Here is a 24,412-nt window from a genome sequence, read left to right as displayed (position 1 = left end):
TGCGAACAGCCCTTATGGCCTGGGGTGACGGCGCGAATGTAGCGGAGGGTAAGCACGTGATCGCACGCTTCGGCGTCCATTCATCCGATCGTGTGAGGATTGACCGTCGGGCTGACGGACATCGGCCGGACGTACAGTGGCGTGGGCGCGTTACGTGCCTTACAAGGGTTCTGAGGGCTTCTAGGGAGGCGCTTGCCGTGAGTGAGTTGCGGTTCGTCCACATGGGATTCGGTGCCGAGGCCGTCGAGTACCAGGCGGCCTGGGACGAGCAGCGCCGTGTGCATGCCGCCCGTTTCCTGGACGAGGTCCCCGACACCTGTCTGCTCCTGGAGCACCCGCCGGTCTACACGGCGGGCCGGCGTACGGCGGACAACGAGCGGCCCCTCGACGGCACCCCCGTCGTCGACGTGGACCGCGGCGGCAAGATCACCTGGCACGGCCCGGGCCAGCTCGTCGGGTATCCGATCCAGAAACTGCCGCGCCCGGTCGACGTCGTCGCCCACCTCCGCCGCCTCGAAGAGGTCATGATCCGCGTCTGCGCGGAGTTCGGCGTGGCCACCAGCCGCGTGGAGGGCCGGGCGGGCGTCTGGGTCCTCGGCGACCCGGTGGAGCAGCGCCCCAGCCTCGGCGGCCTCTCCCTCGACTTCGACCCCCGCCTGGCCGACGACGAGTTCGACCCCCGCCTCAACGGCCCCGAGTACGCCCCCTCCAACGCCGGCCAGCGCCGCGAGGACCGCAAGATCTGCGCCATGGGCATCCGCGTCGCCAAGGGCGTCACCATGCACGGTTTCGCCCTGAACGTGAATCCGGACACGTCCTCCTTCGACAAGATCATCCCGTGCGGGATCCGCGACGCGGGCGTGACGTCCCTCGCGTACGAGCTGGGCCGCGAGGTCACCATCGGCGAGGTCCTGCCGGTCGCGGAGAAGCACCTGCGGGACGTACTGGAGAACGCGGACCTGAAGCCGCGCGAGGTGGAACGGGCCTCGGCCTGACCCCGGGGGAATGCACCCGCGTTCCCCAAGGTTGCCCACCCCGGGGACCAGGAACCGCACGGGCGTACCCTGGTGTACGCCGAAGAATCGAAGCTACAGGGAGCCGATGTGTCCGCAGTCGCACCCGACGGACGCAAGATGCTGCGCCTGGAGGTCCGGAACGCCCAGACCCCCATCGAGCGCAAGCCCGAGTGGATCAAGACCCGGGCGAAAATGGGTCCCGAATACACGAAGATGCAGAACCTCGTGAAGAGCGAGGGGCTGCACACGGTCTGCCAGGAGGCGGGCTGTCCCAACATCTACGAGTGCTGGGAAGACCGCGAGGCCACCTTCCTCATCGGCGGCGACCAGTGCACCCGGCGCTGCGACTTCTGCCAGATCGACACCGGCAAGCCCGAGGCCCTCGACCGCGACGAGCCGCGCCGCGTCGGTGAGTCCGTCGTCACGATGGACCTGAACTACGCCACGATCACGGGCGTCGCCCGCGACGACCTCGAGGACGGCGGCGCCTGGCTGTACGCGGAGACGGTCCGCCAGATCCACGCGCAGACGGCGGGCCGCGAGGCCGGCCGCACCAAGGTCGAGCTGCTCGCCCCCGACTTCAACGCCGAGCCCGACCAGCTGGCCGAGGTCTTCTCCGCGCGCCCCGAGGTCTTCGCGCACAACGTCGAGACGGTCCCGCGGATCTTCAAGCGCATCCGCCCCGGCTTCCGCTACGAGCGCTCCCTGAAGGTCATCACGGAGGCCCGGGACTACGGTCTGGTCACGAAGTCGAACCTCATCCTCGGCATGGGTGAGACCCGCGAAGAGGTCAGCGAGGCGCTCCGGCAGCTGCACGACGCGGGCTGCGAGCTCATCACGATCACGCAGTACCTGCGCCCCTCCGTGCGCCACCACCCCGTGGAGCGCTGGGTCAAGCCGCACGAGTTCGTGGAACTCAAGGAGGAGGCCGAGGAGATCGGCTTCTCCGGTGTCATGTCGGGCCCGCTGGTCCGCTCCTCGTACCGGGCCGGCCGCCTGTACCAGATGGCCATGGAGCTGCGTCAGTCAGCCGCTCCGCAGGGCGGTGCGCAGGTCGCCTCGCAGGCGGTCTGAGACGCCGGGCACACCCCGCTGTGGCACTCGGTGCCACAAGAGCGTGTGAATCTGCGCACAAGCATCTACCTCCGGTAATGGCGCATTCGACGCGGTCCCGGCCGTCCCCGCAGATGGGGACGGTGCCGGGACCGCGTCGGCGTCCATGGGCCGCGCATCAAGGCTTCATGGGTGTTTGACCGGTCGGTCACGCCCTGGTAACACCAATCAGTGACCCTGCTCTTACGCCACGTAGAGCCCCAGCCAGCGCCGCCATCCCGAGGGGGGACCTCCATCATGCAGGCCGCGCCCGTACGCGCCACCGCCATTCCGTCGTTCACCGATGCACTCCGTGCCGTCGAGTCGCTGCTCATGAGCGGCGGCCAGCGCACCGCCCGTCGCAATGCCTGGACGTCGGTCCAGGAGGACCGCCGCCGTGCCAAGGACCGGGTCGAGGCGCAGCGCGTGCTGGAAGCGGTGTCGACGCGTCCGTAGCCGCCGCTTCGCCGGTGCTGCCGTCGTCGGCGCTTGCCGGGCCACGTAGACTTCGTGGCATGGCGAGGAAGGAACCCGCAGCGGACGCTGCGAACCCGGGGCGACTCAAGCAGATCGCTCTCACTTACAAGATGACCCGCAAGGCCGACTCAAAGATCGGTCTTGTACTCGCGGCTGTCGGAATCATCACCTTCGGTGTCTTCCTCGCGATCGGCTTCTTGATCGGCCACCCGTACTATCTCGGCATTCTCGGCCTCCTGCTCGCCTTCCTCGCGTCGGCGATCGTCTTCGGACGCAGGGCCGAGCGCGCCGCCTTCGGGCAGATGGAGGGCCAGCCCGGCGCGGCCGCGGCCGTGCTCGACAACATCGGCCGGGGGTGGACGACGACTCCGGCGGTGGCGATGAACCGCAGCCAGGACGTGGTGCACCGGGCGGTCGGCAAGGCGGGCGTCGTCCTGGTGGCCGAGGGCAACCCGAACCGGGTGAAGAGCCTGCTGGCCGCCGAGAAGAAGAAGATGGCGCGGATCGTGGCGGACGTCCCGGTGCACGATGTGCTCGTGGGCACCGGCGAGGGCCAGGTGGAGCTGAAGAAGCTCCGTACGACCCTGCTGAAGTTCCCGCGCGTCCTGACCGGCCCGCAGGTCACCGCGACCAACGACCGGCTGCGCGCGCTGGGCGACCTGATGAGCAACATGCCGTTGCCGAAGGGTCCGATGCCGAAGGGGATGCGCATGCCGCGCGGTGGGCCGAAGGCCCGCTGACCTCCCTCGCACATGAGCTCGTACGACGAAGGGGGCGCCCGGAGAAATCCGGGCGCCCCCTTCGTCGTACGGAGATCATTCGTGCTACGGAGATCCTTCGTCGTACGTGGAGCGGGCGTCGTCGTACGCGGAACAGCCGTCGCCATACGCGGAACGGCCGTCGTCATACCGGAACGGCCGTCGTCGTACCGGAACGGTCAGATTCTGACCTCGACCGTGCGGGCCAGCCGGTCGTGCAGGCCCCGGCCGTCGCGGTCCCAGATCAGGGCCGGGATCGCGAGGCACAGCAGGACCGTGCGCACGACGGCGCGGAGCGGGTTCACGCGGCCCGTGCCCTCGGCGACCACCCGCAGACCGAACAGGCGCTTGCCCGGGGTGAAGCCCACCGTGCCGACCGTCAGGAAGCCGAGCCCGAGGAAGACGAGCAGCGCCCAGTTGCCGGTCGTCTGGTTGTAGCCGTGGGTGAGCAGGCCGTATGCGATCAAGAGGCACAGGCCCCAGTCGACGGCGAGGGCGCCGAAGCGGCGGCCCGGGCGGGCGATCGAACCCGGCCCCTCCTCCGGCAGACCGAGCTGTTCGCCCCGGTAGCCGAAGTCGGCCCCGGCTTGTTCCGCGGCCTCGCGGGGGCCGGAGAGCCACGATCCGATTACTTGCCTGTTGTCCACCCGTCCACGGTACTGCGCCCTCATATGCGCCAGGGATGGCGGGGTGTGCGTAGGCTGCTGTTGAACCCGAGCCGGTTAACTTCGGCGAAACAAATGGGTCATGCTTGAGAAATCCCCCGTCCCTATGGTCGGGTCCAGCGTGTGCCACCGCACTGGCCGCACGAACGAACTACCACCCCGGTCGGACATGGTCGGGAGTAGGAGGAGCTGGATGTTCCAGAACGCCGACGAGGCCAAGAAGTACATCGCGGACGAGGACGTCAAGTTCGTCGACGTCCGGTTCTGCGACCTGCCGGGCGTGATGCAGCACTTCACGATTCCGGCGGAGGCCTTCGACCCGGCCGAGGAGCTGGCCTTCGACGGCTCCTCGATCCGCGGCTTCCAGGCCATCCACGAGTCCGACATGGCGCTCCGCGCCGACCTGTCCACCGCGCGCGTCGACCCCTTCCGCCGCGACAAGACGGTCAACATCAACTTCTTCATCCACGACCCGATCACGGGCGAGCAGTACTCCCGTGACCCGCGCAACGTGGCGAAGAAGGCCGAGGCCTACCTCGCGTCGACCGGCATCGCCGACACCGCGTACTTCGGCCCCGAGGCCGAGTTCTACGTCTTCGACAGCGTGCGCTTCAAGACCGCGGAGAACGAGTCCTTCTACCACATCGACTCCGAGGCCGGCGCCTGGAACACCGGTGCGATCGAGGACAACCGCGGCTACAAGGTCCGCTACAAGGGCGGTTACTTCCCGACCCCGCCGGTCGACCACTTCGCCGACCTGCGTGCCGAGATCTCCCTGGAGCTGGCCAACTCCGGCCTCCAGGTCGAGCGCCAGCACCACGAGGTGGGCACCGCCGGCCAGGCCGAGATCAACTACAAGTTCAACACGCTGCTCGCCGCGGCCGACGACCTCCAGCTCTTCAAGTACATCGTGAAGAACGTCGCCTGGCGCAACGGCAAGACCGCGACCTTCATGCCGAAGCCGATCTTCGGTGACAACGGCTCGGGCATGCACGTCCACCAGTCGCTGTGGGCCAATGGCGACCCGCTGTTCTACGACGAGGCCGGTTACGCGGGCCTCTCGGACACCGCCCGCTACTACATCGGCGGCATCCTCAAGCACGCCCCGTCGCTGCTGGCCTTCACCAACCCGACGGTGAACTCGTACCACCGTCTGGTCCCGGGCTTCGAGGCCCCGGTCAACATGGTCTACTCGCAGCGCAACCGCTCGGCCGCGATGCGTATCCCGATCACCGGCTCGAACCCGAAGGCCAAGCGCGTCGAGTTCCGCGCCCCGGACTCCTCCGGCAACCCGTACCTCGCCTTCTCGGCGCTGCTGCTCGCGGGCCTCGACGGCATCAAGAACAAGGTCGAGCCGGCCGAGCCGATCGACAAGGACCTCTACGAGCTGGCCCCCGAGGAGCACGCGAGCGTCGCGCAGGTCCCGACCTCGCTCCCGGCCGTGCTCAGCGCCCTCGAGGCCGACCACGAGTACCTGCTCCAGGGCAACGTCTTCACGCCCGACCTGATCGAGACGTGGATCGACTACAAGCGCACGAACGAGATCGCCCCGCTCCAGCTGCGCCCGCACCCGCACGAGTTCGAGCTCTACTTCGACGTCTAAAAATTCGACGTCTGAAATCCGACGTCTGAAATCCGACGTCTGAAAAGCAGGCGCAACGCTGAGGGCCGCCACCTGGGAACACTTCAGGTGGCGGCCCTCTGCCGTGCTCCGTCAGGACACCAGAATGACCACGACTCCACCACCGAAGCCGTTGCCGAAGCCGTTGTTGAAGCCGAAGCCGTTGTTGAAGCCGTTGTTGAAGCCGAAGCCACAGTTGCTCACGAAGCCACGGCCACCCCAGTTGGAACAGCCATGGGTGGTGACTTGGGTGGGGGCTTGGGCCGGAGCGGCTGCCGAGGCCGTACCTGCTGCGCCGATCGCGGCGCCCCCGGCCATCAGAACGCCGACGGCAGATACCGCGAAGAGACGCCTCGCGCGTTGTGCCTTCATGGGTGAATCCTCCTTCCACCCTCCCGTGCGGTCTTTCCGAGGCACGAGACGGATGGCAGATGGCCGGGCCGCAGCGGAAAGTCCGGCGCGGTGTCGCCTGAGTGCGAGGACACGTAAGCCGCCGACGCGTCCATGACATTGGGCTGTCGGCCCCCGGTGGATGGGGATCTCGCCGACAGCCGGTGTACCCCCGGATTGCGGCTCTGTTCATTTCGGGCTGGTCCGTTCATAAGGTCTATTCGCCTTATGAAGGGCCAACCGCCATTAAAGGCTAGCCGCCCTTCGACCACTCAGCATCTTGGACGAAATGGGGTGCCGATCTCACCGGTGGCCTTTGCACCTCCTAGGGCTGATCGGAACCGCTTCATGGGCATCCGCAGGTGCACACTGGACAGCGGGACGGGTGCCTTAGTGCGGGGTGATGCAGATGCAGAGCCGGTTCCAGAGCGATCGGCGACTGACCGCGCGGATGACAGTCACACTCTTTCTCCTCGGACTGCTGTACCTGGCGTTCGTCGCCGCGCTGATCGTCCTGCTGAAGTCCTGGGTGCTGGTCGTGGTGATCGCGGCGGCGTTCCTGGGGGCGCAGTACTGGTTCTCCGACCGGATCGCGCTGTACGCGATGCGCGGGCGGATCGTGGAGCGCGAGGAGTACCCCCAGCTGCACGGGGTCGTCGACCGGCTGTCCGCGGTGGCCGACATGCCCAACCCGCTCGTCGCCGTCTCCGACCTGGAGATGCCGAACGCGTTCGCGACCGGGCGGAACGCCGATCACGCGGTGCTGTGCGTGACCACCGGGCTACTGCGACGACTGGAGCCCGACGAGCTGGAGGGCGTCCTCGCTCACGAGCTGTCGCACGTGGCGCACAAGGACGTCGCCGTGATCACCGTCGCGTCCTTCCTCGGGGTCATCGCCGGTCTGATCGTGCGGTTCGCGTTCTACTCGCAGTTCTTCGGCGTACGGGGACGGAAGGACCAGAACACCGTTGTGATCTTCATGGCGGTGCTGGCGGTGTCCGCGGCCGTGTACGCGCTCAGCTTCTTGCTCATCCGGGCCCTGTCCCGCTACCGCGAGCTGGCCGCCGACCGGGCCGCCGCCCTGCTGACCGGGCGTCCCTCGGCACTGGCGTCCGCGCTGACCAAGGTCACCGGTGACATCGCCCGCATCCCGACGAAGGACCTGCGGTCGGCGCAGGCCTTCAACGCCTTCTACTTCACGCCCGCCCTCGGCACCACGCCGGGCCTCGAGCGCCTCTTCTCCACACATCCGAGCCTGGAGCAGCGGCTCGAACAACTCGGCCGTATCTCCGCCGAGTTGGGCGAGGCGGCGACGCCCGGGAAGGCGCGCTGAGCACCGATGGGGTTCCTGGACATCCTGCTCGGCCGTACCAAGCCGGTGGCGCCCGACCTCGACCGGCTGTTCGGGCTGCCGTCGGCGGCCGTGACCCTGGAGGCCGCGGCCGGGTTCACCCCCACGGGTACGGGCGCGGTGTGCTTCTCGACCGTCGAGGGCGCGGCCTTCGCCGAGGCGCACCAGGAGGTGCGGGCCCTGCTCGACGCGGACTCCGAGCGACGGAACTCCCCCCTGCCCGAGCAGGGCCGGGAGCTCGGGGGCGGACCACCCGTCGAGCTCAGCCGGGACGAGTACGGCTACTCCTGGCTCGTCTCCCGGCGGACGCCCGACGACCTGCCGGCGCTGGTGAGCGATCTGCACGCGGTCAACAGCGCGCTGGAGGGCAGCGGCTTCGGGCCGCAGCTGCTCTGCTCCGTCGCCGGATTCCGGTCCGCGGCAACGGGCCGGGACGGCGGGCTGCGGCGGCTCGGGCTCGTCTACCTCTACAAGCGCGGCACGTTCTATCCCTTCGCGCCGCTGGCCGGTGCCGGCCGGCGGCGCGACAACGCGCTGGAACTCCAGGTCAAGGCCGCGCTCGCCGACGATCTGCGGATCGAGCAGGACCTGACCCGCTGGTTCCCGATCTGGGGCGCGCCCGGCCTGTGACCGGACCAGTACTAGTTCTTACGTTCCTGACGGCGGGCCTCGAGGGGACGCTCGCGGCGGTAGCGGCGCTCCCACTTGGCCTGCTGGTCACGGCGTTCGCGGTACGCGCGGTAGCTGGTGTCGGGGCGGGCGGACCCCGACGAGGAGCCTCCGGCGCCGGACGTGGGTGACGCCGAGGACGAGCCCCGCCCGTACTGCAGGTACAGGAAGAGCAGGACGGCCGCGGCGAGCCACCAGGCGTGGTTACCGAATCCTAGGAGGACCAGGACGACAGTCCCGGCAATGACGATGGTGCCCATGACGGGCCTCCGTGGGCGTGGGTGTGGGTGGTGCTCGTTGTCTCGACGGGGCGCTGGGGGAGGCGTCCGGCCGTCGGTGCGTAGAGAGTAGCCCCGAGTCCGCCTGGTGATGCCTGTCCGGCGGAAAGAGGTGCTGGGCAGCTCCGGTACGCGTGCCCAGCGTAGGGACGGAGCCGTAGAGCACGCACCTGCTTTTCGGCGGTACGTCCTCCTCCTGAACGACCGGGCGACGGCAGGGTCGTGAATGAATGGGGGCATGAGCGAGCTCCTCTCCTTCGCGTACGAACACGACGGCGAACGACTCAGCGGCATGTACGGCGGTGACGACGACGGGGACGACGCCGGGGGCGTAGAGGGTGGCCGGGAATCGCCCACCGTCGTGCTGCTGCACGGCGCGGGCGACGGGTGCGCGGGGCGCCTGCTCCCCCTGCTCGCGGAATTCGTCGCGCGCGGCTGCCGGGGCCTCGCGTTCGACTTCTCCGGGCACGGCCAAAGCACCGGCGCGCTGGCCGAGTCGAGCCTGCGCAGACGCTTCGCGCAGGCGGTCGCGGTGATCGACGCGCGGGTTCCCGGGGACGGTCCGCTGGTCCTCGTCGGGTTCAGCATGAGCGGGCAGACGGTGGCGGATCTCGCCGCGCACTACGGGGAGCGGGTGGCGGCCCTGGGCCTGTGCGCACCCGCCGTGTACGCGGCCGCGGCATGGCCGGTTCCGTTCGGTGCGGGCGACGGACGGTTCAGCGAGATCATCCGTGCGGCGGACAGCTGGCGGGAGTCTCCCGCGCTCGACGTCCTGCGGGCGTACGGGGGCCGGGCCGTGCTCGCGGTGCCCGGTACCGACACCGTGATCCCGCCCGCCGTGACCGCGGCGGTGACGGCCGCGCTCGCCACGAACGCCCAGTTCAGCCTGGTCGAACTGCCCGACGCGGAGCACACGCTGGGCCTGTGGTTCCGCGACCACGAGGACGACCGGCGGAGGTTCGTGGACGCCGTGCTCACCGGGCGGGGCGAGGGGGGATGGACGGCGACCCGGGCCTGGGTGGCGAAGCAGCTCCCGGCGGGCAGGCGCGTACGGGACTCGGCGCGGCTGCGGGGCGGCTGGAGTTCGCAGATACGCCGTCTCACTCTCGACGACGGCACCGGCCTGGTGCTGCGCACCTTCGTGCGGCCCTTCTTCCGGCGCCACGCGCCCGGACTGCTCTCCCGCGAGGCGTCCGTCCTCGCCCTGCTCGCCGCGCAGGACGGCACCCCCGTGCCCGAGGCCGTCGCCGTCGACGCGACCGGCGAACACTGCGACCACCCTTCGCTGCTGATGTCCCTGCTGCCCGGCGCGGTACGGGTCGACGAGGAGGATCTGGACCGGCGCCTCGACCTGCTCGCGCGGCAACTCGTCCGGATCCACACCGTCGTACCGGACGAACGGCCACGCCCCTACCAGGCGTGGACGTCGCCCGAGCGGGTCCGCACCCCCGGGGGCGCCCTGTGGGACCGGGCCGTGGCGGTGCTCAGGCGCGAACCGCCCGCGTACGAAGGGTGCTTCCTGCACCGGGACTTCCACCCCGGGAACGTGCTGTTCGACGGTGCGGGCGACACGCTGCGGATCAGCGGGGTCGTCGACTGGGTCGAGACCTCGTGGGGGCCCGCCGACCTGGACGTCGCCCACTGTTCGACGGCGCTCGCGCTGCTGCACGGGGAGGCGTACGGGCTGGGGTTCCGGGAGCGGTACGAGGCCCACGGCGGCCGGCGACTGGCGGACGGGGCGGACCACTTGTACTGGCGGCTGCTGGACACGCTGGCGTACTCCCCCGACGCCGAGAAGCTCGCGGCCCCCTGGCACGAGCTGGGCCGCACCGACCTGACGCGCGAGGTACTGGGCGCGCGGCTGGAGGCTTATGTGGGCGGGCTGTTGCGGCGGTACGGCTAGCTTCGGCGCGGGCCGGAGCCACGAGAGTGCGCACACCGTGTCCTGGCGGCGATCGAGGCGAAGGCGGCACGGGTGGGAGCGTGGCTGGGGCGGACGCGGGGCACGCCGCGCTTCCGGACCCCGCTGGAGCGGGAGTTGTCGTGAGGCGGGCGGGCGACGGGGCCGGCGCGGCCCCCTTCTCCCACGACGCCCGCGCCGGGCACCCCGTCGAAGACGCGGTGCCCGGCGCGGGATCTCAGCGCTCGGCGCGGGACCTCAGCGGCTGTACCTGATCAGCGCGCGGACCATGTGGCACGTCGTGTCCGACGGCGGGTGGACGCCGATGGTCTCCGCCGTGCTGCGGATCGTCTCGTTGCGCGCCTGGTTCGGGACGTACACCCCGGAGTCGAGCAGGGCGATGGCGAGGCGCATCGCCTTGAGGCGGCGGTTGTGGGTCATGTACCACTCGCGGGGGCGCCCCGGCGGCAGCGGGCGCTTTTCCACGGGCTGGTACGGGAGGTCCAGCGGGACCGGCCTCCTGGATGTGGACTGGGTCGGCTTCGGCTTCAGTGCGGCAGCGGGCACAGGCATCCTCCTGTCGCGGTCAGGGGACCGTCCGGAACCTCCGGCGGCACCCTCGAACACTGCTTCTATTCTACCGCTCGGCACTGACAAAAGCCGCTGGCCACACGGGCTTTGGGGTGGGTTGTGGCGCAGGCGCAAGGGGGTACGGCGGTTACCGTGTGGGCATGGAGATCTGGATCAATCCCGCCTGTTCGAAGTGCCGCAGCGCCCTCAGCCTGCTCGACGCGGAGGACGCCGAGTACACCGTGCGGCGCTACCTGGAGGACGTGCCGAGCGAGGACGAGATCCGCGGCGTGCTCCAGCGGCTCGGACTCGAGCCCTGGGACATCACGCGGACCGAGGAAGCCGTCGCCAAGGAGCTCGGCGTGAAGGAGTGGGCCCGGGACGCCGGTTCGAGGGACCAGTGGGTGCGGGCGCTCGCCGAGCACCCCAAGCTCATTCAGCGGCCGATCATCACCGCGGACGACGGCACCGCGCTCGTGGCACGCACGGAGGAGGCGGTACGGGATGCCTTGTCCCGGTAGCGGAAGGCCCTCCGCACCATCCCTGTGACGTACGTTACGTCGCTGACTCCTGTAAACCACTGAGTAACCTCGTTCGGCATCTCGTACATAGCGGCGTACGCTCCCCTACCGCTCAGGAGGCGCGGATGTCGCGCAGGAGAACTCTCAGCACCAAGAAGAAGCTCGCGCTTCTGCTCAGCGCCGCTGCGGTGGCCGGAGGCGGGGCCTTCGCCCTGGCCGCCACGTCGAACGCGGCGTCGGTGCAGAACGCCTCGAACTCGACGGTCTGCCAGGGTCTGGCCACCGCGATCGGCAACAACCAGAAGTTCATCGACGGGCAGCGCGCCAAACCGGACGCGCAGTCGGAGGCGCGGATCGCCAACCGCGAGGCCGTCATCGCCGAGATCAAGCGCCAGCAGGAAGCGTCCGGCTGCGAGGTCGGAGAGTCGGCTCAGGCGGCCGACGGATCGGCTGCGGCCGGGGGGTCGGCTCAGGACTCCCAAGCCACGCAGCCCTCGCAGGCCGCCACCGCGCCCGCGGACAACGCCTCGGCCACCGCGCCCGCGGAGAACGCCGGCGGCAACGCGGCCTCCGGGGAGCAGGTCTGCAAGGGCTCGACCGTCACGCTCTCCGGCGAGGGCGGCGCTCCGGCCGCGTCCAGCAACCAGTTCCCGGCCGGCACGAAGCTGAAGGTCACGAACCTGGACAACAACAAGTCCACGACCGTGGAGGTCACTTCGGTCTCCGGCAGCTGCGCCCTGCTCAACAACGCGGCCTTCGAGCAGGTCCGGGAGCCTGGCAAGTTCCTGATCCGCCGGGCTGTCATCGAGAAGGTGGGGTGACCCCGGACGCCATCGGAGTCATCGGCTGAGGAAGTCCGTCGGCCGGTGATCGAGCCGGGCCGGTGCCGTACGCGGCACCGGCCCGGCGGCGCGGGCGACCACCCGGTGGGTGACGGGGGGTCCCCTTGCTCGAGCGAAGCCGAGAGCTTGAGGGAAGCCGAGAACTCGAGGGAAGTCCTGCTGCTTCCGGCCGGGAGCAGCGGGACCTTCGTGCCGAGTGCGCGGAGCGCGCCGGACTCCGGGGGGCACGTAATCCCCCGCACCGCGGCCGGCTCCCGCACGGGGGTGTGGACCGCGGCGTTCGGCGCCGGGTGACGTCCGCCTCGCGCAAACCCATCGCATACGAGTCGTCTCCCCCGGGAGCGGACGGAACACGGTCCGGGCCACCGGGACGCGATAGCGGGTGCGAACACCGCCGCGGGCCCTCTCAGCGGGTGAGCCGCAGCACAGAGGCCCCAGGTAACACGGGGTTCACATTCGGGCAATGGTCGGGAAATCGCCTGTTGACAGGCTTCCGGCATCTCCCGCGGCGCCCCAGCCGCAGCGCCGCAGCACCCGCAGTGCGCCTACAGACACACCCCGAAGGATGTGGCCCGTGACCTTCAAGGCTGAGTACATCTGGATCGACGGCACCGAGCCGACGGCCAAGCTCCGTTCGAAGACGAAGATCCTGGCGGACGATGCCAAGGGTGCCGAGCTGCCGATCTGGGGCTTCGACGGGTCCTCCACGAACCAGGCCGAGGGGCACGCCTCCGACCGCGTACTCAAGCCGGTCGCCACCTACCCGGACCCGATCCGCGGCGGCGACGACGTCCTCGTCATGTGCGAGGTCCTGAACATCGACATGACGCCGCACGAGTCCAACACGCGTGCCACGCTGGCCGAGGTCGAGGAGAAGTTCGGCGCCCAGGAGCCGATCTTCGGCATCGAGCAGGAGTACACCTTCTTCAAGGGCTCGCGCCCGCTGGGCTTCCCCGAGGGCGGCTTCCCGGCCGCGCAGGGCGGCTACTACTGCGGTGTCGGCTCGGACGAGATCTTCGGCCGTGACGTCGTCGAGGCGCACCTGGAGAACTGCCTCAAGGCGGGTCTGGGCATCTCCGGCATCAACGCCGAGGTCATGCCCGGCCAGTGGGAGTTCCAGGTCGGCCCGCTGGCGCCGCTCGAGGTCTCCGACCAGCTGTGGGTGGCCCGCTGGCTGCTCTACCGCACCGCCGAGGACTTCGGCGTCTCCGCGACGCTGGACCCGAAGCCGGTGAAGGGCGACTGGAACGGCGCGGGCGCGCACACCAACTTCTCCACGAAGGCGATGCGCGAGGGCTACGACGCGATCATCACCGCGTGCGAGTCGCTGGGCGAGGGCTCCAAGCCGCTCGACCACGTCAAGAACTACGGCGCGGGCATCGACGACCGCCTGACGGGCCTGCACGAGACCGCCCCGTGGAACGAGTACTCGTACGGCGTCTCGAACCGTGGCGCCTCGGTCCGTATCCCGTGGCAGGTCGAGAAGGACGGCAAGGGCTACATCGAGGACCGCCGTCCGAACGCCAACGTCGACCCGTACGTCGTGACGCGTCTGCTCGTCGACACCTGCTGCTCCGCCCTGGAGAAGGCCGGCCAGGTCTGATCCGCACACCGGCTCCGGGAGGGGGCGTCCACCGTCGCGGTGGGCGCCCCCTCGCGTTGTCAGTGGCGCGTGCCATGGTGGGGACATGGAGATCGACGGCGCCCTCGCCATCAAGGTCGAGACGGAGAACTGGCAGCGGCACGCGCGCATTTCGGCGGAGCGGCTGCGGGAGCTGGTGGGGCGGATCGGCACGGCCGGCGACCGCTGGCTGGTGGTGCAGCGGATACCGGACATCCCGGATGTGTTCGCCCAGGTGTGGCACGAGGAGGGCGGCGACTACCGGCTGGAGCACCGGCTCACCGAGGACGCGTTCTTCGGTACGGACCTCACGGACCCGGATCGGGTGGCGGACCTCCTGACCGGCTGGGCGCGGCAGGAGGCGGCCTGGGACGCGGGCGTCACCTGGGAGCCGGTCGACCTCGGGCCGCAGGAAGAGGTGCCCGAGCTTGCGGACGACGTGCGGGGCAAGGTCGAGGACCGCGTGCGGACCCGGCTGCGCTGCGGCTACGACGACCGGAAGGTGCTGGCCGAGATCGCCGAGGAGTACCTCGTCGACGGGGGCGACCGGCCGGTGTCGAAGGCCCAGGCCCGGCGGTTGGTGGACCGGCTGTGGCTGGAGCGGCTGGCCGAGCAGGAGACCTGGGAGGGCGTCACCGACCCCGAGCGGCTCGCCCTCGCCTTCGCGGCGCTGGAGGCGAGCGGGATCACGGCCCGGGAGAACTTCGCGTGCTGCCGGGGCTGCGGCATGGCGGAGATAGGCGCGGAGCGCGAGGACGCCCGGGGCTTCGTCTTCTTCCACCAGCAGGTCACGGAGCACGCCGCCGACGGGTACGGACTCACGCTCTACTACGGCGGGTTCGACGGAGCCGAGCAGACCACGGTGGCCGTGGGACACGAGGTCGTGGCCGCGCTCACCGCGGCGGGGCTGTCCGCACAGTGGGACGCCTCCCCGGACAAGGCGATCTCCCTCACGCCGCTGACCTGGCAAAGACGGCTGGTCGGTTGAGGTGCGCAACGTCAACTTCACACCAAGGAAGCGTCCAAGCAGTGAGAGGAGTCTCCTGCCCGGGCCCGGTGTCTGCTTCAATGGGAGTATGGCCAGCTTCCAGAAGTACACCGCGACAGGTCGCCACGACCTCGAGCCCTTCTGGCCTTCCCGTCAGCACCACGACTTCGACCGGGTGTGTTGTCGCGCGATGAACGCGCCGGCCCTTTAAAGCCGTACACCTCCGGCCTTCGGCCAGCGCGCACGACGTACGTCCTCGACGACCCCGACCACGAACTCGCGGTCGTCGGCCTTCCCGACGAACTCCTCGCGCGAAAGAGCTGACCTCTCATGGCGAACACCCGTTCCTTCTCGTCCGTCGCGACCGTCCCCTCCCCCGCACCGTCCCCGGGCTCGGCACGGCACCGACTGCGTGCCGTCGACCGGGACGAGGTGGTGGACGTCGCCGACTTCCTGCCGCCGGGCGCCACCTGGCTGCCCGCGCCCCAGCACACCCTGCCCACGCTGCCGGGCCAGCCGCCGATGATCGGCTATCTGGTGCTCGTCCCGGCCGACCAGCAGACCGTGCTGCCGGTCGCCGTGCCGGACCAGCCCGAGGCGAGCGACCTCACCGCCGGCGACGGCCCGCTGATCCGCGTCGACACCGTGCAGCGCACCGCCGAGGTCGACGGACAGCCGCTCGACCTCACCTACCTGGAGTTCGAGCTGCTCGCGCATCTCGTCGCGCATCCGCACCGGGTGCACACCCGCGACCAGCTGGTCACCACGGTGTGGGGATACGGGCATGTGGGCGACGGGCGGACCGTGGACGTCCACATCGCCCGGCTGCGGCGCAAGCTCGGGGCCGATCACCGGCAGACGATCCAGACGGTGCGGCGGGTCGGCTACAAGTACACGCCGCCGACGGGTCGCTGAGCCGCTCCCGCACCACGCGGCGGATCTTCTGTCAGCAGATTTCCGTTCCGCCCCGCCGGTCCCGCGGGCAGAGTGGTCGGCATGAGACTTCTGATGCTGGGTGGTACCGAGTTCGTGGGACGCGCCATGGTCGAGGCGGCTCTCGGGCGGGGCTGGGAGGTGACCGTCTTCCACCGGGGACGGCACCAACCCCCGCCCGGTGTGCGGTCGTTGATCGGTGACCGCACCGCACCGGACGGGCTCGCCGCGCTCGCCGAGGCCGTGGCGGGGGGCGCACAGGAGTGGGACGTCGTCGTCGACACCTGGTCGGCTGCGCCGCGGGCCGTGCGGGACACCGCGCGACTGCTGGCCGGCGCGGCCCGGCGTTATGTGTATGTGTCGAGCTGCTCCGTGTACGCGTGGCCGCCGGCCGCCGGATACACGGAAGAGGCACCCCTCGTGGCGGACGCGTCCGCGGACGCGGAGCAGACCGACTACGCGCGCGACAAGCGGGGCGGGGAGCTGGCCACGCTCGACGCGTTCGGCGCGGAGCGTTCACTGCTCGTGCGGTCCGGGCTGATCCTCGGGCCGTACGAGAACATCGGCCGGCTGCCGTGGTGGCTCACCCGGACGGCCCGCGGCGGGCCGGTCCTCGCGCCCGGGCCGCGGGAGCTTCCGCTCCAGTACGTCGATGTGCGCGACCTCGCCGAGTGGACTCTGGGGGCGGCGGAGCGCGGACTGAACGGGGCGTACAACCTCATCAGCCCGCAGGGGCACACGACGACGGGCGAACTGCTCGACGCGTGCGTGCGGGTGACGGGCGGTGCGGCCGAGCTCAGGTGGACCGACCCCGAGGTGATCCTCGATGCGGGGATCGAGCCGTGGACGCAGTTGCCGGTGTGGGCGCCGCCGAAGAGCGAGGGGCACGCCGCTCTGCACAGTGCCGATGTGTCCCGGGCGCTGCGGGACGGGCTGCGCTGCCGGCCGGTCGCCGAAACGGTGGCCGACACCTGGGCCTGGCTCCAGGACATCGGCGGCGTCGCCCCCGGGCGGCCCGACCGGCCCCCCGTGGGCCTCGACCCCGAGGTGGAGGCGAAGGTGCTCGGGGTGTGAGCGTCGGCGGCGGGGGACGCCAGGGGTGCACCTGACCCCACCCCCCGCCCGGGTGCCCGGCCCAGTGACCCTGGGCGGCCGCTCGGTGAGACTGGGGACATGGAGATCAGCAGCGGCGGCAGCGGCATGGCGACGAGGGCGCGGGGCGTCGTACGCGACGGGACGAGGGCCCTCGTGCTGGCCGTGGTCGGGCTCCCCGGCGCCCTCGTCCTCTACGTACTGGCCGTCGTTTCCCTTCTCCTGGTGCCCCTCGGGGTCGGGATCGTCACCACGCCCTGGGTGCTGGCCGGTGTGCGCGGCTTCGCCGACTGGCGGCGGGTGGTGGCCGCCGAGTGGTGCGGGGTGCGGATTCCGTCCGGATACCGGCCCGTCCCCGTGGACGCCAACCCGTGGGGCCGGTGTTTCCGGCTGCTCAGTGACCGCGCCACCTGGCGGGACCTCATATGGCTCCAGGTCGACATGACCGCCGGATTCGTGACCGCGCTCCTGCCCGCCGCGCTGCTCTTCTACCCGCTGGAGGGGTTCGCTCTGGCGGCCGGGCTGTGGCGGGTCTTCACCGACGGTACGTACATCGGGTGGTGGTACGCCTTCGTACCGGTCTCCGGGCAGGCCTCCGCGCTCGCCGCCGGCGCCCTCGGCGTCGTCTTCCTGGTCGCCTCGTACCACCTCACCCCGTCCCTGCTGCGTGTGCACTTCCTGCTCACCCGGGCCGTGCTCGCCCCCGGCCAGGGCGAACTCGCCGAGCGCGTCCGGGTGTTGACCGAGACCCGGCGTGCCGCCGTCGACACCTCCGCCGCCGAACTGCGGCGCATCGAGCGGGACCTGCACGACGGGGCGCAGGCGCGGCTCGTCGCGATGGGCATGGACCTGGGGACGATCGAGGCGCTGATCGAGAAGGACCCGGCGAAGGCGAGGGAACTGCTCGCCCGGGCCCGCAAGTCGTCCGCCGACGCGCTCACCGAGCTGCGCGACCTCGTGCGCGGCATCCATCCGCCCGTGCTCGCCGAGCGTGGACTCGGTGACGCGGTACGGGCGTTGGCGCTGCGCGTCCCGATCGCGAGCGAGGTGAACGTCGACTTCGACGGCCGACGCGCGGCCGCGCCCGTCGAGTCGGCCGCCTACTTCGCCGTCAGCGAGGTGCTCACCAACGCCGTCAAGCACGCGGGGGCCGACCGCGTCTGGATCGACCTCCGGCACAGCGACGGCATGCTGCGGATCGCGGTCACCGACAACGGCAGGGGCGGCGCGCGGATCGGCACGGGTTCGGGCCTGGCCGGGATCGAGCGGCGGCTGGGTACATTCGACGGCGTCCTGGCCGTCAGCAGCCCCGCGGGCGGCCCCACCATGGTCAGCCTGGAGATACCGTGCGAGTTGTCCTAGCCGAAGACCTCTTCCTGCTGCGCGACGGACTGGTCCGGCTGCTGGAGGCGTACGACTTCGAGATCGCCGCCGCGGTGGAGAGCGGCCCCGAACTCACCCGGGCGCTGGCCGAGTTGACCCCGGACGTGGCGGTGGTCGACGTACGGCTGCCGCCCTCGCACACGGACGAGGGGTTGCAGTGCGCGCTCCAGGCCCGCCGGGACAGACCCGGGCTGCCGGTGCTCGTCCTCTCGCAGCACGTCGAGCAGTTGTACGCGCGGGAGCTGCTCGCGGACGGGACGGGCGGGGTCGGGTATCTGCTGAAGGACCGGGTGTTCGACGCGGAGCAGTTCATCGACGCCGTACGCCGGGTCGCGGCGGGCGGCACCGCGATGGATCCGCAGGTGATCCAGCAGCTGCTGTCGCGGCGTTCGGCCGGCAGCAAGCCTCTTGGCCGGCTGACCGCACGCGAACTGGAAGTGCTCGAACTGATGGCGCAGGGGCGGTCGAACGCGGCGATCGCGGGCCAACTCGTGGTCACGGAAAGGGCGATCGCCAAACATACCTCCAACATCTTCGCGAAACTGGGGCTTGAGGTCTCGGATGACGACAATCGGCGCGTGCTGGCCGTACTCGCCTATTTGGACCAGGGCCGCTGAGGATCCCAAGAAGATCAGCGCGGAGATCAGCGAGCGACCACCACTGAATTAAATTCAAAGTAACGTGGTGTACCCCGCTCAACTCCCGTTGAAACGGAGGCTTCTGCCCCCGTTGCGCCGGAAATGACCTCATGAACTTCTAAGAATTTCCAGGGTTTCTGAACACCTCAGGAGCCCCGTGCGTATGAGATGGAGCCGCTTCACTCCTGTCGGGCGCCTCGATGCCCCCGCAAGGAAGTCAGAGGAGTTCCATGGGACGCAACACAAGAAAACGCCGTTCGTCACTGGCCAACAAGGCCATCGCCGCATCGGCTGCCCTAGCGCTTGGCGGGGGCGGGCTCATCTGGGCAAATTTCTACGCTTCTGCCCACGAGACGAACTCGAACTCGTGGAAGAACAACACGAAAGCCGCCGCCGCCACGGTGGCCACGATCAGCTGCCCCGACATCGGCCAGAAGCTCACCAAGGTGCCGCGCGGCGCCAGGTCCGGCGTCTACAAGGAGCTGGCGACGCTCGACAAGCAGATCACCGAGGCGTACGCCCGGCTGGCCTCGACCCGTCAGGCTCAGACGAAGGACGCGAACTTCGTCCAGAACGCCATCCTCGGCCCGCTCAAGCAGAAGCGGACCGCGGTCATCGGCCGGATCAAGATCGACTTCAAGCGGGTCGGTGCCGCCGCCCCGAACTCGCTTGACGCGCTCGCCGCCTGTACCGGATCGGGCGCCAACCAGACGACTGCCGGTGGCCAGAACAACAACGGTCAGCAGCAGAACAACGGTGGGCAGCAGCAGAACGGCGGCCAGCAGCAGAACAACGGTGGCCAGCAGCAGAACGGCGGCCAGAACAACGGCCAGCAGCAGGGCAACGGCGGTCAGGCCGGCAACGGCCCCGTCGCCGCCGACTTCGTCGACATCACCAAGGTGCAGGCGAACGTCCAGGCGAAGGCCCGGGCCCAGGGCGGTGGCTCGACCGGCACGTTCACGAGTTCCTGCGGTGTGAACGCCAACAAGAAGTTCAACACCGACAACGTGATCGTGGCGCCCGGTGTCACCAACGGCGCGCACCACCTGCACGACTACGTCGGCAACCAGTCGAACGACGCCTTCGCCAACAACGACACGTTCGCGGCGGCCCAGACCAGCTGCTCCAACCAGGGCGACAAGTCGTCGTACTACTGGCCGGTCGTGCGTATCCAGAACGGTACGCAGGACTTCGACCAGAACAACGACGGCGGTGGCAAGGAAGGCAACGTCGGCCAGATCCAGCAGGCCAAGCAGGCCTCGATCAAGTTCGTCGGCAACGCGAAGAGCAAGGTCGTCGCGATGCCGAAGTTCCTGCGGATCATCACCGGTGACGCGAAGACCCTGACCAACGGTCTCGCGAACGCCAACGCCCACTGGAGCTGCACCGGCTTCGAGAACAAGGTGCAGCTGACCGAGCAGTACCCGATCTGCCCCCAGGGCAGCAGCGTGGTGCGCTCGTTCGCCTTCCAGAGCTGCTGGGACGGCCAGAACATCGACAGCGCGAACCACCGTACGCACGTGGCCTTCGCCGACGCCCAGGGCAACTGCGCCAACGGGTTCAAGGCGATCCCGCAGCTGACGATGCGTCTCGTGTACGACGTGCCTGCGCCGACCATCGAGAACGGTCAGATCAAGAACGCCTACGCGGTGGACGGATTCCCCGAACAGCTGCACAAGGCGAGCACCGACCACGACGACTTCATCAACGTCTTCGACGAGAACGTGATGAACCAGATGGTCAACTGCATCAACACCGGCAAGAAGTGCAAGTAACCGAATAGCGGCGCCCGATGAGGAGGCCGGCGGTGGGATCTCCCACCGCCGGCCTTCGCTGTCCGCCGAAGCGCTGTCCGCCGAAGCCCTCAGCCGCTGTGACCCGAGTGCGTGCCCTCATGGCTCGCGTCACTGCCGGTGCCCGAGCTGTGCGAGGCGTGCGAAGTTCCCTCCTCCATGGTCCCGCCGAGCTGTCCGCGCAGCGTCTTGACCACCTTCTGGTCCCCGACGGCGACCCACTTGGCGCCGACGAGGTAGAACCCGCCGTAGTCCTTGGCCTCGTTGAGCCACTCGCGCTGGCCGCGGTCGGTGGCGAAGGTGGCGAGGATGAACTTCCTGGAGGTGCTCTTGCAGACGGCCTGCCGGATCTCGTCGGCGTCCGTCTGGATGTCGGGCTTGCACTTCACCTCGGCCGCCAGGTCCTCCAGGCTGCCGGTCGCCGTCGCCGGAACCGCCTTCGCGGCGCCGTCGTCCGACCCGCTCGACCCGCCGCACCCGGTCAGTGCCAGCAGGGCGACGGCAGCTCCGGCCACCAGCTTCTCTCGCGTCAACCTCATGTGATCCTCCGGTCCCTTCAGGCGACATGATCTCGCCAGCTCCGTGCGCACCGTTGAGCACGGACGTCCGTCCCGTTAGCGTGCCGCACCTGTCGACACAGGGGGCACACAGATGAACGGTCCGTCGCGACGTACGGTGCTGGGCACAGCCGGTGCAATCGGCCTCGGAACCACCCTGGGAACGGCGATTCCGGCCCACGCCACTGAGAGCCCCGGCGAGGGCCCCGCCTTGGATACGGCTCCCGCACGCTCCGCGCTCAATCGGCTGCTGCCCGGGCATGCCGGACAGTTCCGGCTCAGTCTGGTCGGCCGGACCCGCGGGCGCGACCGTTTCCGGGTCACCGGCGGCACAGGGCGCATCCAGGTGTCGGGTACGACACCGGCCGTGCTGCTCACCGGGGTCCACTGGTACCTGAAGTACGTGTGCGGGGCGCACCTCGCGTGGAACGGCGGCCAGCTGGACCTGCCCCGGAGACTGCCCGCGCCCGCGCGCCCCCTCGAACGGTCCACCGCCCTGTCCCACCGCTTCGCGCTCAACGACACCAACGACGGCTACACGGCCCCGTACGCGGACTGGTCGTACTGGGAGCACCAGATCGACCTCCTCGCGCTGCACGGCTGCAACGAGGTGATGGTGATCGCGGGCACGGAGGCCGTCTACCACCGGGTCCTGAAGGACTTCGGCTACTCCGACACCGAGGCCCGCGCCTGGCTGCCCGCGCCCTCGCACCAGCCGTGGTGGCTGTTGCAGAACCTCTCCGGGTACGGCGGCCCGCTCTCCCCCGAACTGATCGCCGAACGCGCCGGGCTGGGCCGCCGCATCTGCGACCGGCTGCGCGCGCTCGGCATGGCGCCCGTCCTGCCCGGCTACTACGGGCACGTCCCCAAGGGCTTCGTGGAGCGCAACGGCGGTGACGCCCATGTCGTCCCGCAGGGCATCTGGCACGGCTTCGAACGTCCGGACTGGCTGGACCCGCGCACCGCCTCCTTCGCCGCGGTCGCCAAGTCCTTCTACCGCCACCAGAAGGACGTCTTCGGGAAGGCCGCCCACTTCAAGATGGACCTGCTGCACGAGGGCGGCACGGCCGGCGACGTGCCCGTGCCGGGCGCGGCCCGCGGCGTGGAGAAAGCCCTCCAGGCCGCCCACCCCGGGGCGACCTGGGTGATCCTGGGCTGGGAGGCCAATCCGCTGCCCGCCCTCCTCGACGCCATCGACAAGAAGAAGATGCTGATCGTCGACGGCGTCTCCGACCGCTACACGAGCGTCACCGACCGGGAGAAGGACTGGGGCGGCACCCCGTACGCGTTCGGCACGATCCCCAACTTCGGCGGCCGTACGACGATCGGCGCCCGCGCGCACCTCTGGAACGAGAAGTTCTTCGCCTGGCGGGACAAGGCGGGCAGCGCGCTCGCCGGGACCGCGTACCTTCCGGAGGCGGCCGACCGCGACCCGGCGGCCTTCGAGCTGTTCTCCGAACTGGCGTGGAGCGCCGGGAAGATCGACCGCGCGGCCTGGTTCTCGTCGTACGCCGACTTCCGGTACGGCGGACGCGACGCCTCGGCCCAGAAGGCCTGGCGGGCCCTGCACGACACCGCCTACCAGCAGCACGCCGTCGAGCGCAGCGACGCGCACGACTCGCTGTTCTGCGCCCGCCCGGACCTGGCCGCGAACCGCGCCGCCGAGTACGCGCCGCGCGCCCTCACCTACGATCCCGGCCGCTTCGACGCGGCGCTCAGCGGACTGCTCGGGGTGGCGGGCGGGCTGCGGGGCAGCGCCGCGTACACCTACGACCTGGTGGACGTCGCCCGGCAGGCGCTCGCGCACCGCAGCCGCCAGTATCTGCCGCTGTTGCGGGCCGCGTACGCCAGGAAGGACGCGGCCGCCTTCACCTCGCTGGCCACGCTGTGGCTGCGGCTCATGGGCCTGTCGGACGAGGTCACGGGCACCCACCCGGCGTTCCTGCTCGGGCCCTGGATCAACGACGCGCGGCTGCTCGCCACCGACGCCGGCGAACGCGCCGAGTTCGAGCGGACCGCCAAGGTGCTCCTCACGGTGTGGGGCGGGCGCGCCACCTCCGACGCGGGTGATCTGCACGAGTACGCGGGCCGGGAGTGGAACGGTCTGATGGCCGACTTCTATCTCCCGCGCTGGAAGAAGTGGCTGGACGCGCTGGCGGACGCGCTCGCCACGGGGACGCCGCCCGCGGCCGTGGACTGGTTCGCGGTGGAGGAGCCGTGGACGCGGGAGCGCAAGGACTATCCGCTGCGGCCGGTGGGCGATCCGTACCGGACGGCCGCGCGGGTGCGTGACGTCCTGGCGCGGGCGCCCTACCAGGGCTCCCTGAAGGTCACCGCCGAACCCGCCGCCTTCCCGCCCGGCGGGCACGCGCGCGTGACGGCCGTCTTCACCAACGTCAACGGGCTGCGGTCCACCGGCCGCGTCGACTTCGCGCTCACCGGCATCGACGCCGAGCCGCAGGGGCCGACGTCCCTGGCCGGAGTGCCGGCCGCCGGGTCCGGCACCGTCCGCTGGCGGGCGAGCGCACCCGGCACCCCCCTGGACCGGCCGCTGCGTCCGCTGCCGTACACGATCACGGTGACGTACGGCCCCACGGGCGAGGACCGGGTCAGCGGCGCGTTCGACGGCACCCTCTTCGAGGCGGGGCCGCTCGCCGCGGGCTGGAAGACGTACACGAACAACGCGGCCGTCATCGGACAGCTCGGCGACCGGTTCGCGATCGACGGGGCGGGCGCGGACCTGTGGAAAGGGACGGCGGAGTTCGGCACGGCGTACCGGGCGAAGGCCCTGCGGGACGGGGGCTCGGTCACGGTGAAGGTGGACGCGCAGGCCGTCACGGGTGCCTGGGCGCGGGCGGGGATCGTGGTCCGGGACAGCCTCGCCACGCCCGGTTCGGCGGGCTTCCTCGACCTCGCGGTCACTCCGGCCAACGGAGTCGTGCTCTCGTACGACACCAACGGCGACGGCACGCTCGACACGTACAAGCGGATCACCGGGATCAAGGCGCCGGTGCTGCTGCGGCTGACGCGGGCCGAGGGCTCGTACACCGGCGCCTGTTCGACGGACGACGGGGCGACCTGGCGGACGGTGGCGACGGTGCGCGTGCCGGGGGCGGCGGACACCCAGGACGTCGGGCTGTTCATGAGCGCGACGAACGGCGGGAGCGGGGCGCGCGGGACCGTGGAGTTCAGCGGCTGGAAGCTCGGGTAGGCGCCGGTTCCCAGAGCACGTAAACGCGATGTCGTCACGGGTACAC

23 protein-coding genes are annotated in these 24,412 nt (G+C 70.2%); 18 read left to right on the top strand and 5 right to left on the bottom strand.

The features are described 5' to 3' along the window. The first annotated feature begins 14 nt into the window (after positions 1-14). From lipB to GTY58_RS31290, 4 genes are all read left to right on the top strand, one after another. Positions 15-995, top strand: coding sequence for a lipoyl(octanoyl) transferase LipB (lipB, locus tag GTY58_RS31305; RefSeq protein ID WP_255222034.1), 981 nt, complete (start codon positions 15-17; stop codon positions 993-995). Positions 996-1,103: 108 nt separating this feature from the next. Continuing rightward, entirely contained in the window at positions 1,104-2,090 is a 987-nt protein-coding gene (gene lipA, locus GTY58_RS31300; protein ID WP_010987411.1) for a lipoyl synthase, read from the top strand. A 276-nt stretch (positions 2,091-2,366) separates the two neighbouring features. Further along, positions 2,367-2,564, top strand: coding sequence for a hypothetical protein (locus GTY58_RS31295; protein ID WP_010987410.1), 198 nt, complete (start codon positions 2,367-2,369; stop codon positions 2,562-2,564). Between the two features lie 59 nt (positions 2,565-2,623). Next, positions 2,624-3,325, top strand: coding sequence for a DUF4191 domain-containing protein (locus tag GTY58_RS31290; RefSeq protein WP_010987409.1), 702 nt, complete (start codon positions 2,624-2,626; stop codon positions 3,323-3,325). Positions 3,326-3,522: 197 nt separating this feature from the next. Here GTY58_RS31290 and GTY58_RS31285 read toward each other — a convergent pair whose 3' ends face one another. Further along, positions 3,523-3,990 (bottom strand): RDD family protein, encoded by a 468-nt coding sequence (locus tag GTY58_RS31285; protein WP_037645667.1) that lies wholly within the window; start codon positions 3,988-3,990, stop codon positions 3,523-3,525. Positions 3,991-4,201: 211 nt separating this feature from the next. On the opposite strand from GTY58_RS31285, the gene glnA reads away from it, so the two are divergent. Continuing rightward, positions 4,202-5,611 carry a type I glutamate--ammonia ligase gene (gene glnA / locus GTY58_RS31280; RefSeq protein ID WP_010987407.1) on the top strand — a complete coding sequence of 470 codons (1,410 nt, stop codon included), beginning with the start codon at positions 4,202-4,204 and terminating at the stop codon, positions 5,609-5,611. Between the two features lie 111 nt (positions 5,612-5,722). On the opposite strand, the gene GTY58_RS31275 is transcribed toward glnA, so the two are convergent. Then, the gene (locus GTY58_RS31275) at positions 5,723-6,001 is read right to left on the bottom strand and encodes a hypothetical protein (RefSeq protein ID WP_037645665.1); all 279 of its coding nucleotides are present in this window, start codon (positions 5,999-6,001) and stop codon (positions 5,723-5,725) included. Positions 6,002-6,428: 427 nt separating this feature from the next. Here GTY58_RS31275 and htpX point away from each other — a divergent pair, with 427 nt between their 5' ends. Together htpX and GTY58_RS31265 are read left to right on the top strand one after the other, a co-directional pair. After that, positions 6,429-7,352 (top strand): zinc metalloprotease HtpX, encoded by a 924-nt coding sequence (gene htpX, locus GTY58_RS31270; RefSeq protein ID WP_037645829.1) that lies wholly within the window; start codon positions 6,429-6,431, stop codon positions 7,350-7,352. Between the two features lie 6 nt (positions 7,353-7,358). Next, complete coding sequence (locus GTY58_RS31265; RefSeq protein WP_010987404.1) at positions 7,359-8,000, top strand: hypothetical protein; 642 nt, start codon at positions 7,359-7,361, stop codon at positions 7,998-8,000. 11 nt (positions 8,001-8,011) lie between these two features. Here GTY58_RS31265 and GTY58_RS31260 read toward each other — a convergent pair whose 3' ends face one another. Beyond that, a complete protein-coding gene (locus GTY58_RS31260) occupies positions 8,012-8,299 on the bottom strand; it encodes a hypothetical protein (protein ID WP_037645662.1) in 288 nt (95 codons plus the stop codon). A gap of 256 nt (positions 8,300-8,555) precedes the next feature. Between GTY58_RS31260 and GTY58_RS31255 the strand changes: the two genes are divergently transcribed. Next, entirely contained in the window at positions 8,556-10,220 is a 1,665-nt protein-coding gene (locus GTY58_RS31255) for an alpha/beta fold hydrolase (RefSeq protein ID WP_037645661.1), read from the top strand. A 255-nt stretch (positions 10,221-10,475) separates the two neighbouring features. Here GTY58_RS31255 and GTY58_RS31250 read toward each other — a convergent pair whose 3' ends face one another. Beyond that, on the bottom strand, positions 10,476-10,784 hold the full coding sequence (locus tag GTY58_RS31250; protein WP_010987402.1) for a hypothetical protein: 309 nt from the start codon (positions 10,782-10,784) through the stop codon (positions 10,476-10,478). A 164-nt stretch (positions 10,785-10,948) separates the two neighbouring features. On the opposite strand from GTY58_RS31250, the gene GTY58_RS31245 reads away from it, so the two are divergent. From GTY58_RS31245 to GTY58_RS31205, 9 genes are all read left to right on the top strand, one after another. Further along, complete coding sequence (locus tag GTY58_RS31245) at positions 10,949-11,308, top strand: arsenate reductase family protein (protein ID WP_010987401.1); 360 nt, start codon at positions 10,949-10,951, stop codon at positions 11,306-11,308. Positions 11,309-11,433: 125 nt separating this feature from the next. Then, a complete protein-coding gene (locus tag GTY58_RS31240; RefSeq protein WP_010987400.1) occupies positions 11,434-12,129 on the top strand; it encodes a hypothetical protein in 696 nt (231 codons plus the stop codon). A 595-nt stretch (positions 12,130-12,724) separates the two neighbouring features. Next, positions 12,725-13,753: a glutamine synthetase gene (glnII, locus tag GTY58_RS31235; RefSeq protein WP_010987399.1), complete on the top strand. Its 1,029-nt coding sequence runs from the start codon at positions 12,725-12,727 to the stop codon at positions 13,751-13,753. Positions 13,754-13,838: 85 nt separating this feature from the next. Further along, a complete protein-coding gene (locus GTY58_RS31230; protein ID WP_010987398.1) occupies positions 13,839-14,759 on the top strand; it encodes a hypothetical protein in 921 nt (306 codons plus the stop codon). Between the two features lie 330 nt (positions 14,760-15,089). Then, positions 15,090-15,674 (top strand): winged helix-turn-helix domain-containing protein, encoded by a 585-nt coding sequence (locus GTY58_RS31225; protein ID WP_010987396.1) that lies wholly within the window; start codon positions 15,090-15,092, stop codon positions 15,672-15,674. A gap of 81 nt (positions 15,675-15,755) precedes the next feature. Beyond that, positions 15,756-16,766: an NAD-dependent epimerase/dehydratase family protein gene (locus GTY58_RS31220; protein ID WP_174514633.1), complete on the top strand. Its 1,011-nt coding sequence runs from the start codon at positions 15,756-15,758 to the stop codon at positions 16,764-16,766. Between the two features lie 126 nt (positions 16,767-16,892). Beyond that, on the top strand, positions 16,893-18,146 hold the full coding sequence (locus GTY58_RS31215; RefSeq protein ID WP_237529627.1) for a sensor histidine kinase: 1,254 nt from the start codon (positions 16,893-16,895) through the stop codon (positions 18,144-18,146). Beyond that, the gene (locus GTY58_RS31210) at positions 18,131-18,784 is read left to right on the top strand and encodes a response regulator transcription factor (RefSeq protein WP_010987393.1); all 654 of its coding nucleotides are present in this window, start codon (positions 18,131-18,133) and stop codon (positions 18,782-18,784) included. The genes GTY58_RS31215 and GTY58_RS31210 overlap by 16 nt, the downstream gene beginning before the upstream one ends. Positions 18,785-19,035: 251 nt before the next feature. Then, on the top strand, positions 19,036-20,580 hold the full coding sequence (locus tag GTY58_RS31205; protein ID WP_010987392.1) for a DUF1996 domain-containing protein: 1,545 nt from the start codon (positions 19,036-19,038) through the stop codon (positions 20,578-20,580). 89 nt (positions 20,581-20,669) lie between these two features. On the opposite strand, the gene GTY58_RS31200 is transcribed toward GTY58_RS31205, so the two are convergent. Further along, positions 20,670-21,137 carry a hypothetical protein gene (locus GTY58_RS31200; RefSeq protein WP_010987391.1) on the bottom strand — a complete coding sequence of 156 codons (468 nt, stop codon included), beginning with the start codon at positions 21,135-21,137 and terminating at the stop codon, positions 20,670-20,672. Between the two features lie 112 nt (positions 21,138-21,249). On the opposite strand from GTY58_RS31200, the gene GTY58_RS31195 reads away from it, so the two are divergent. Further along, positions 21,250-24,366 (top strand): alpha-N-acetylglucosaminidase, encoded by a 3,117-nt coding sequence (locus tag GTY58_RS31195; protein ID WP_010987390.1) that lies wholly within the window; start codon positions 21,250-21,252, stop codon positions 24,364-24,366. Positions 24,367-24,412: the final 46 nt, after the last annotated feature.

The sequence above is a fragment of the Streptomyces sp. SID5469 genome (assembly GCF_009862865.1).
GTDB classification, from domain to species: Bacteria; Actinomycetota; Actinomycetes; order Streptomycetales; family Streptomycetaceae; genus Streptomyces; species Streptomyces avermitilis.
Note: the sequence above shows the minus strand (reverse complement) of the source record. Positions and strands in the feature narration are given on the sequence as shown.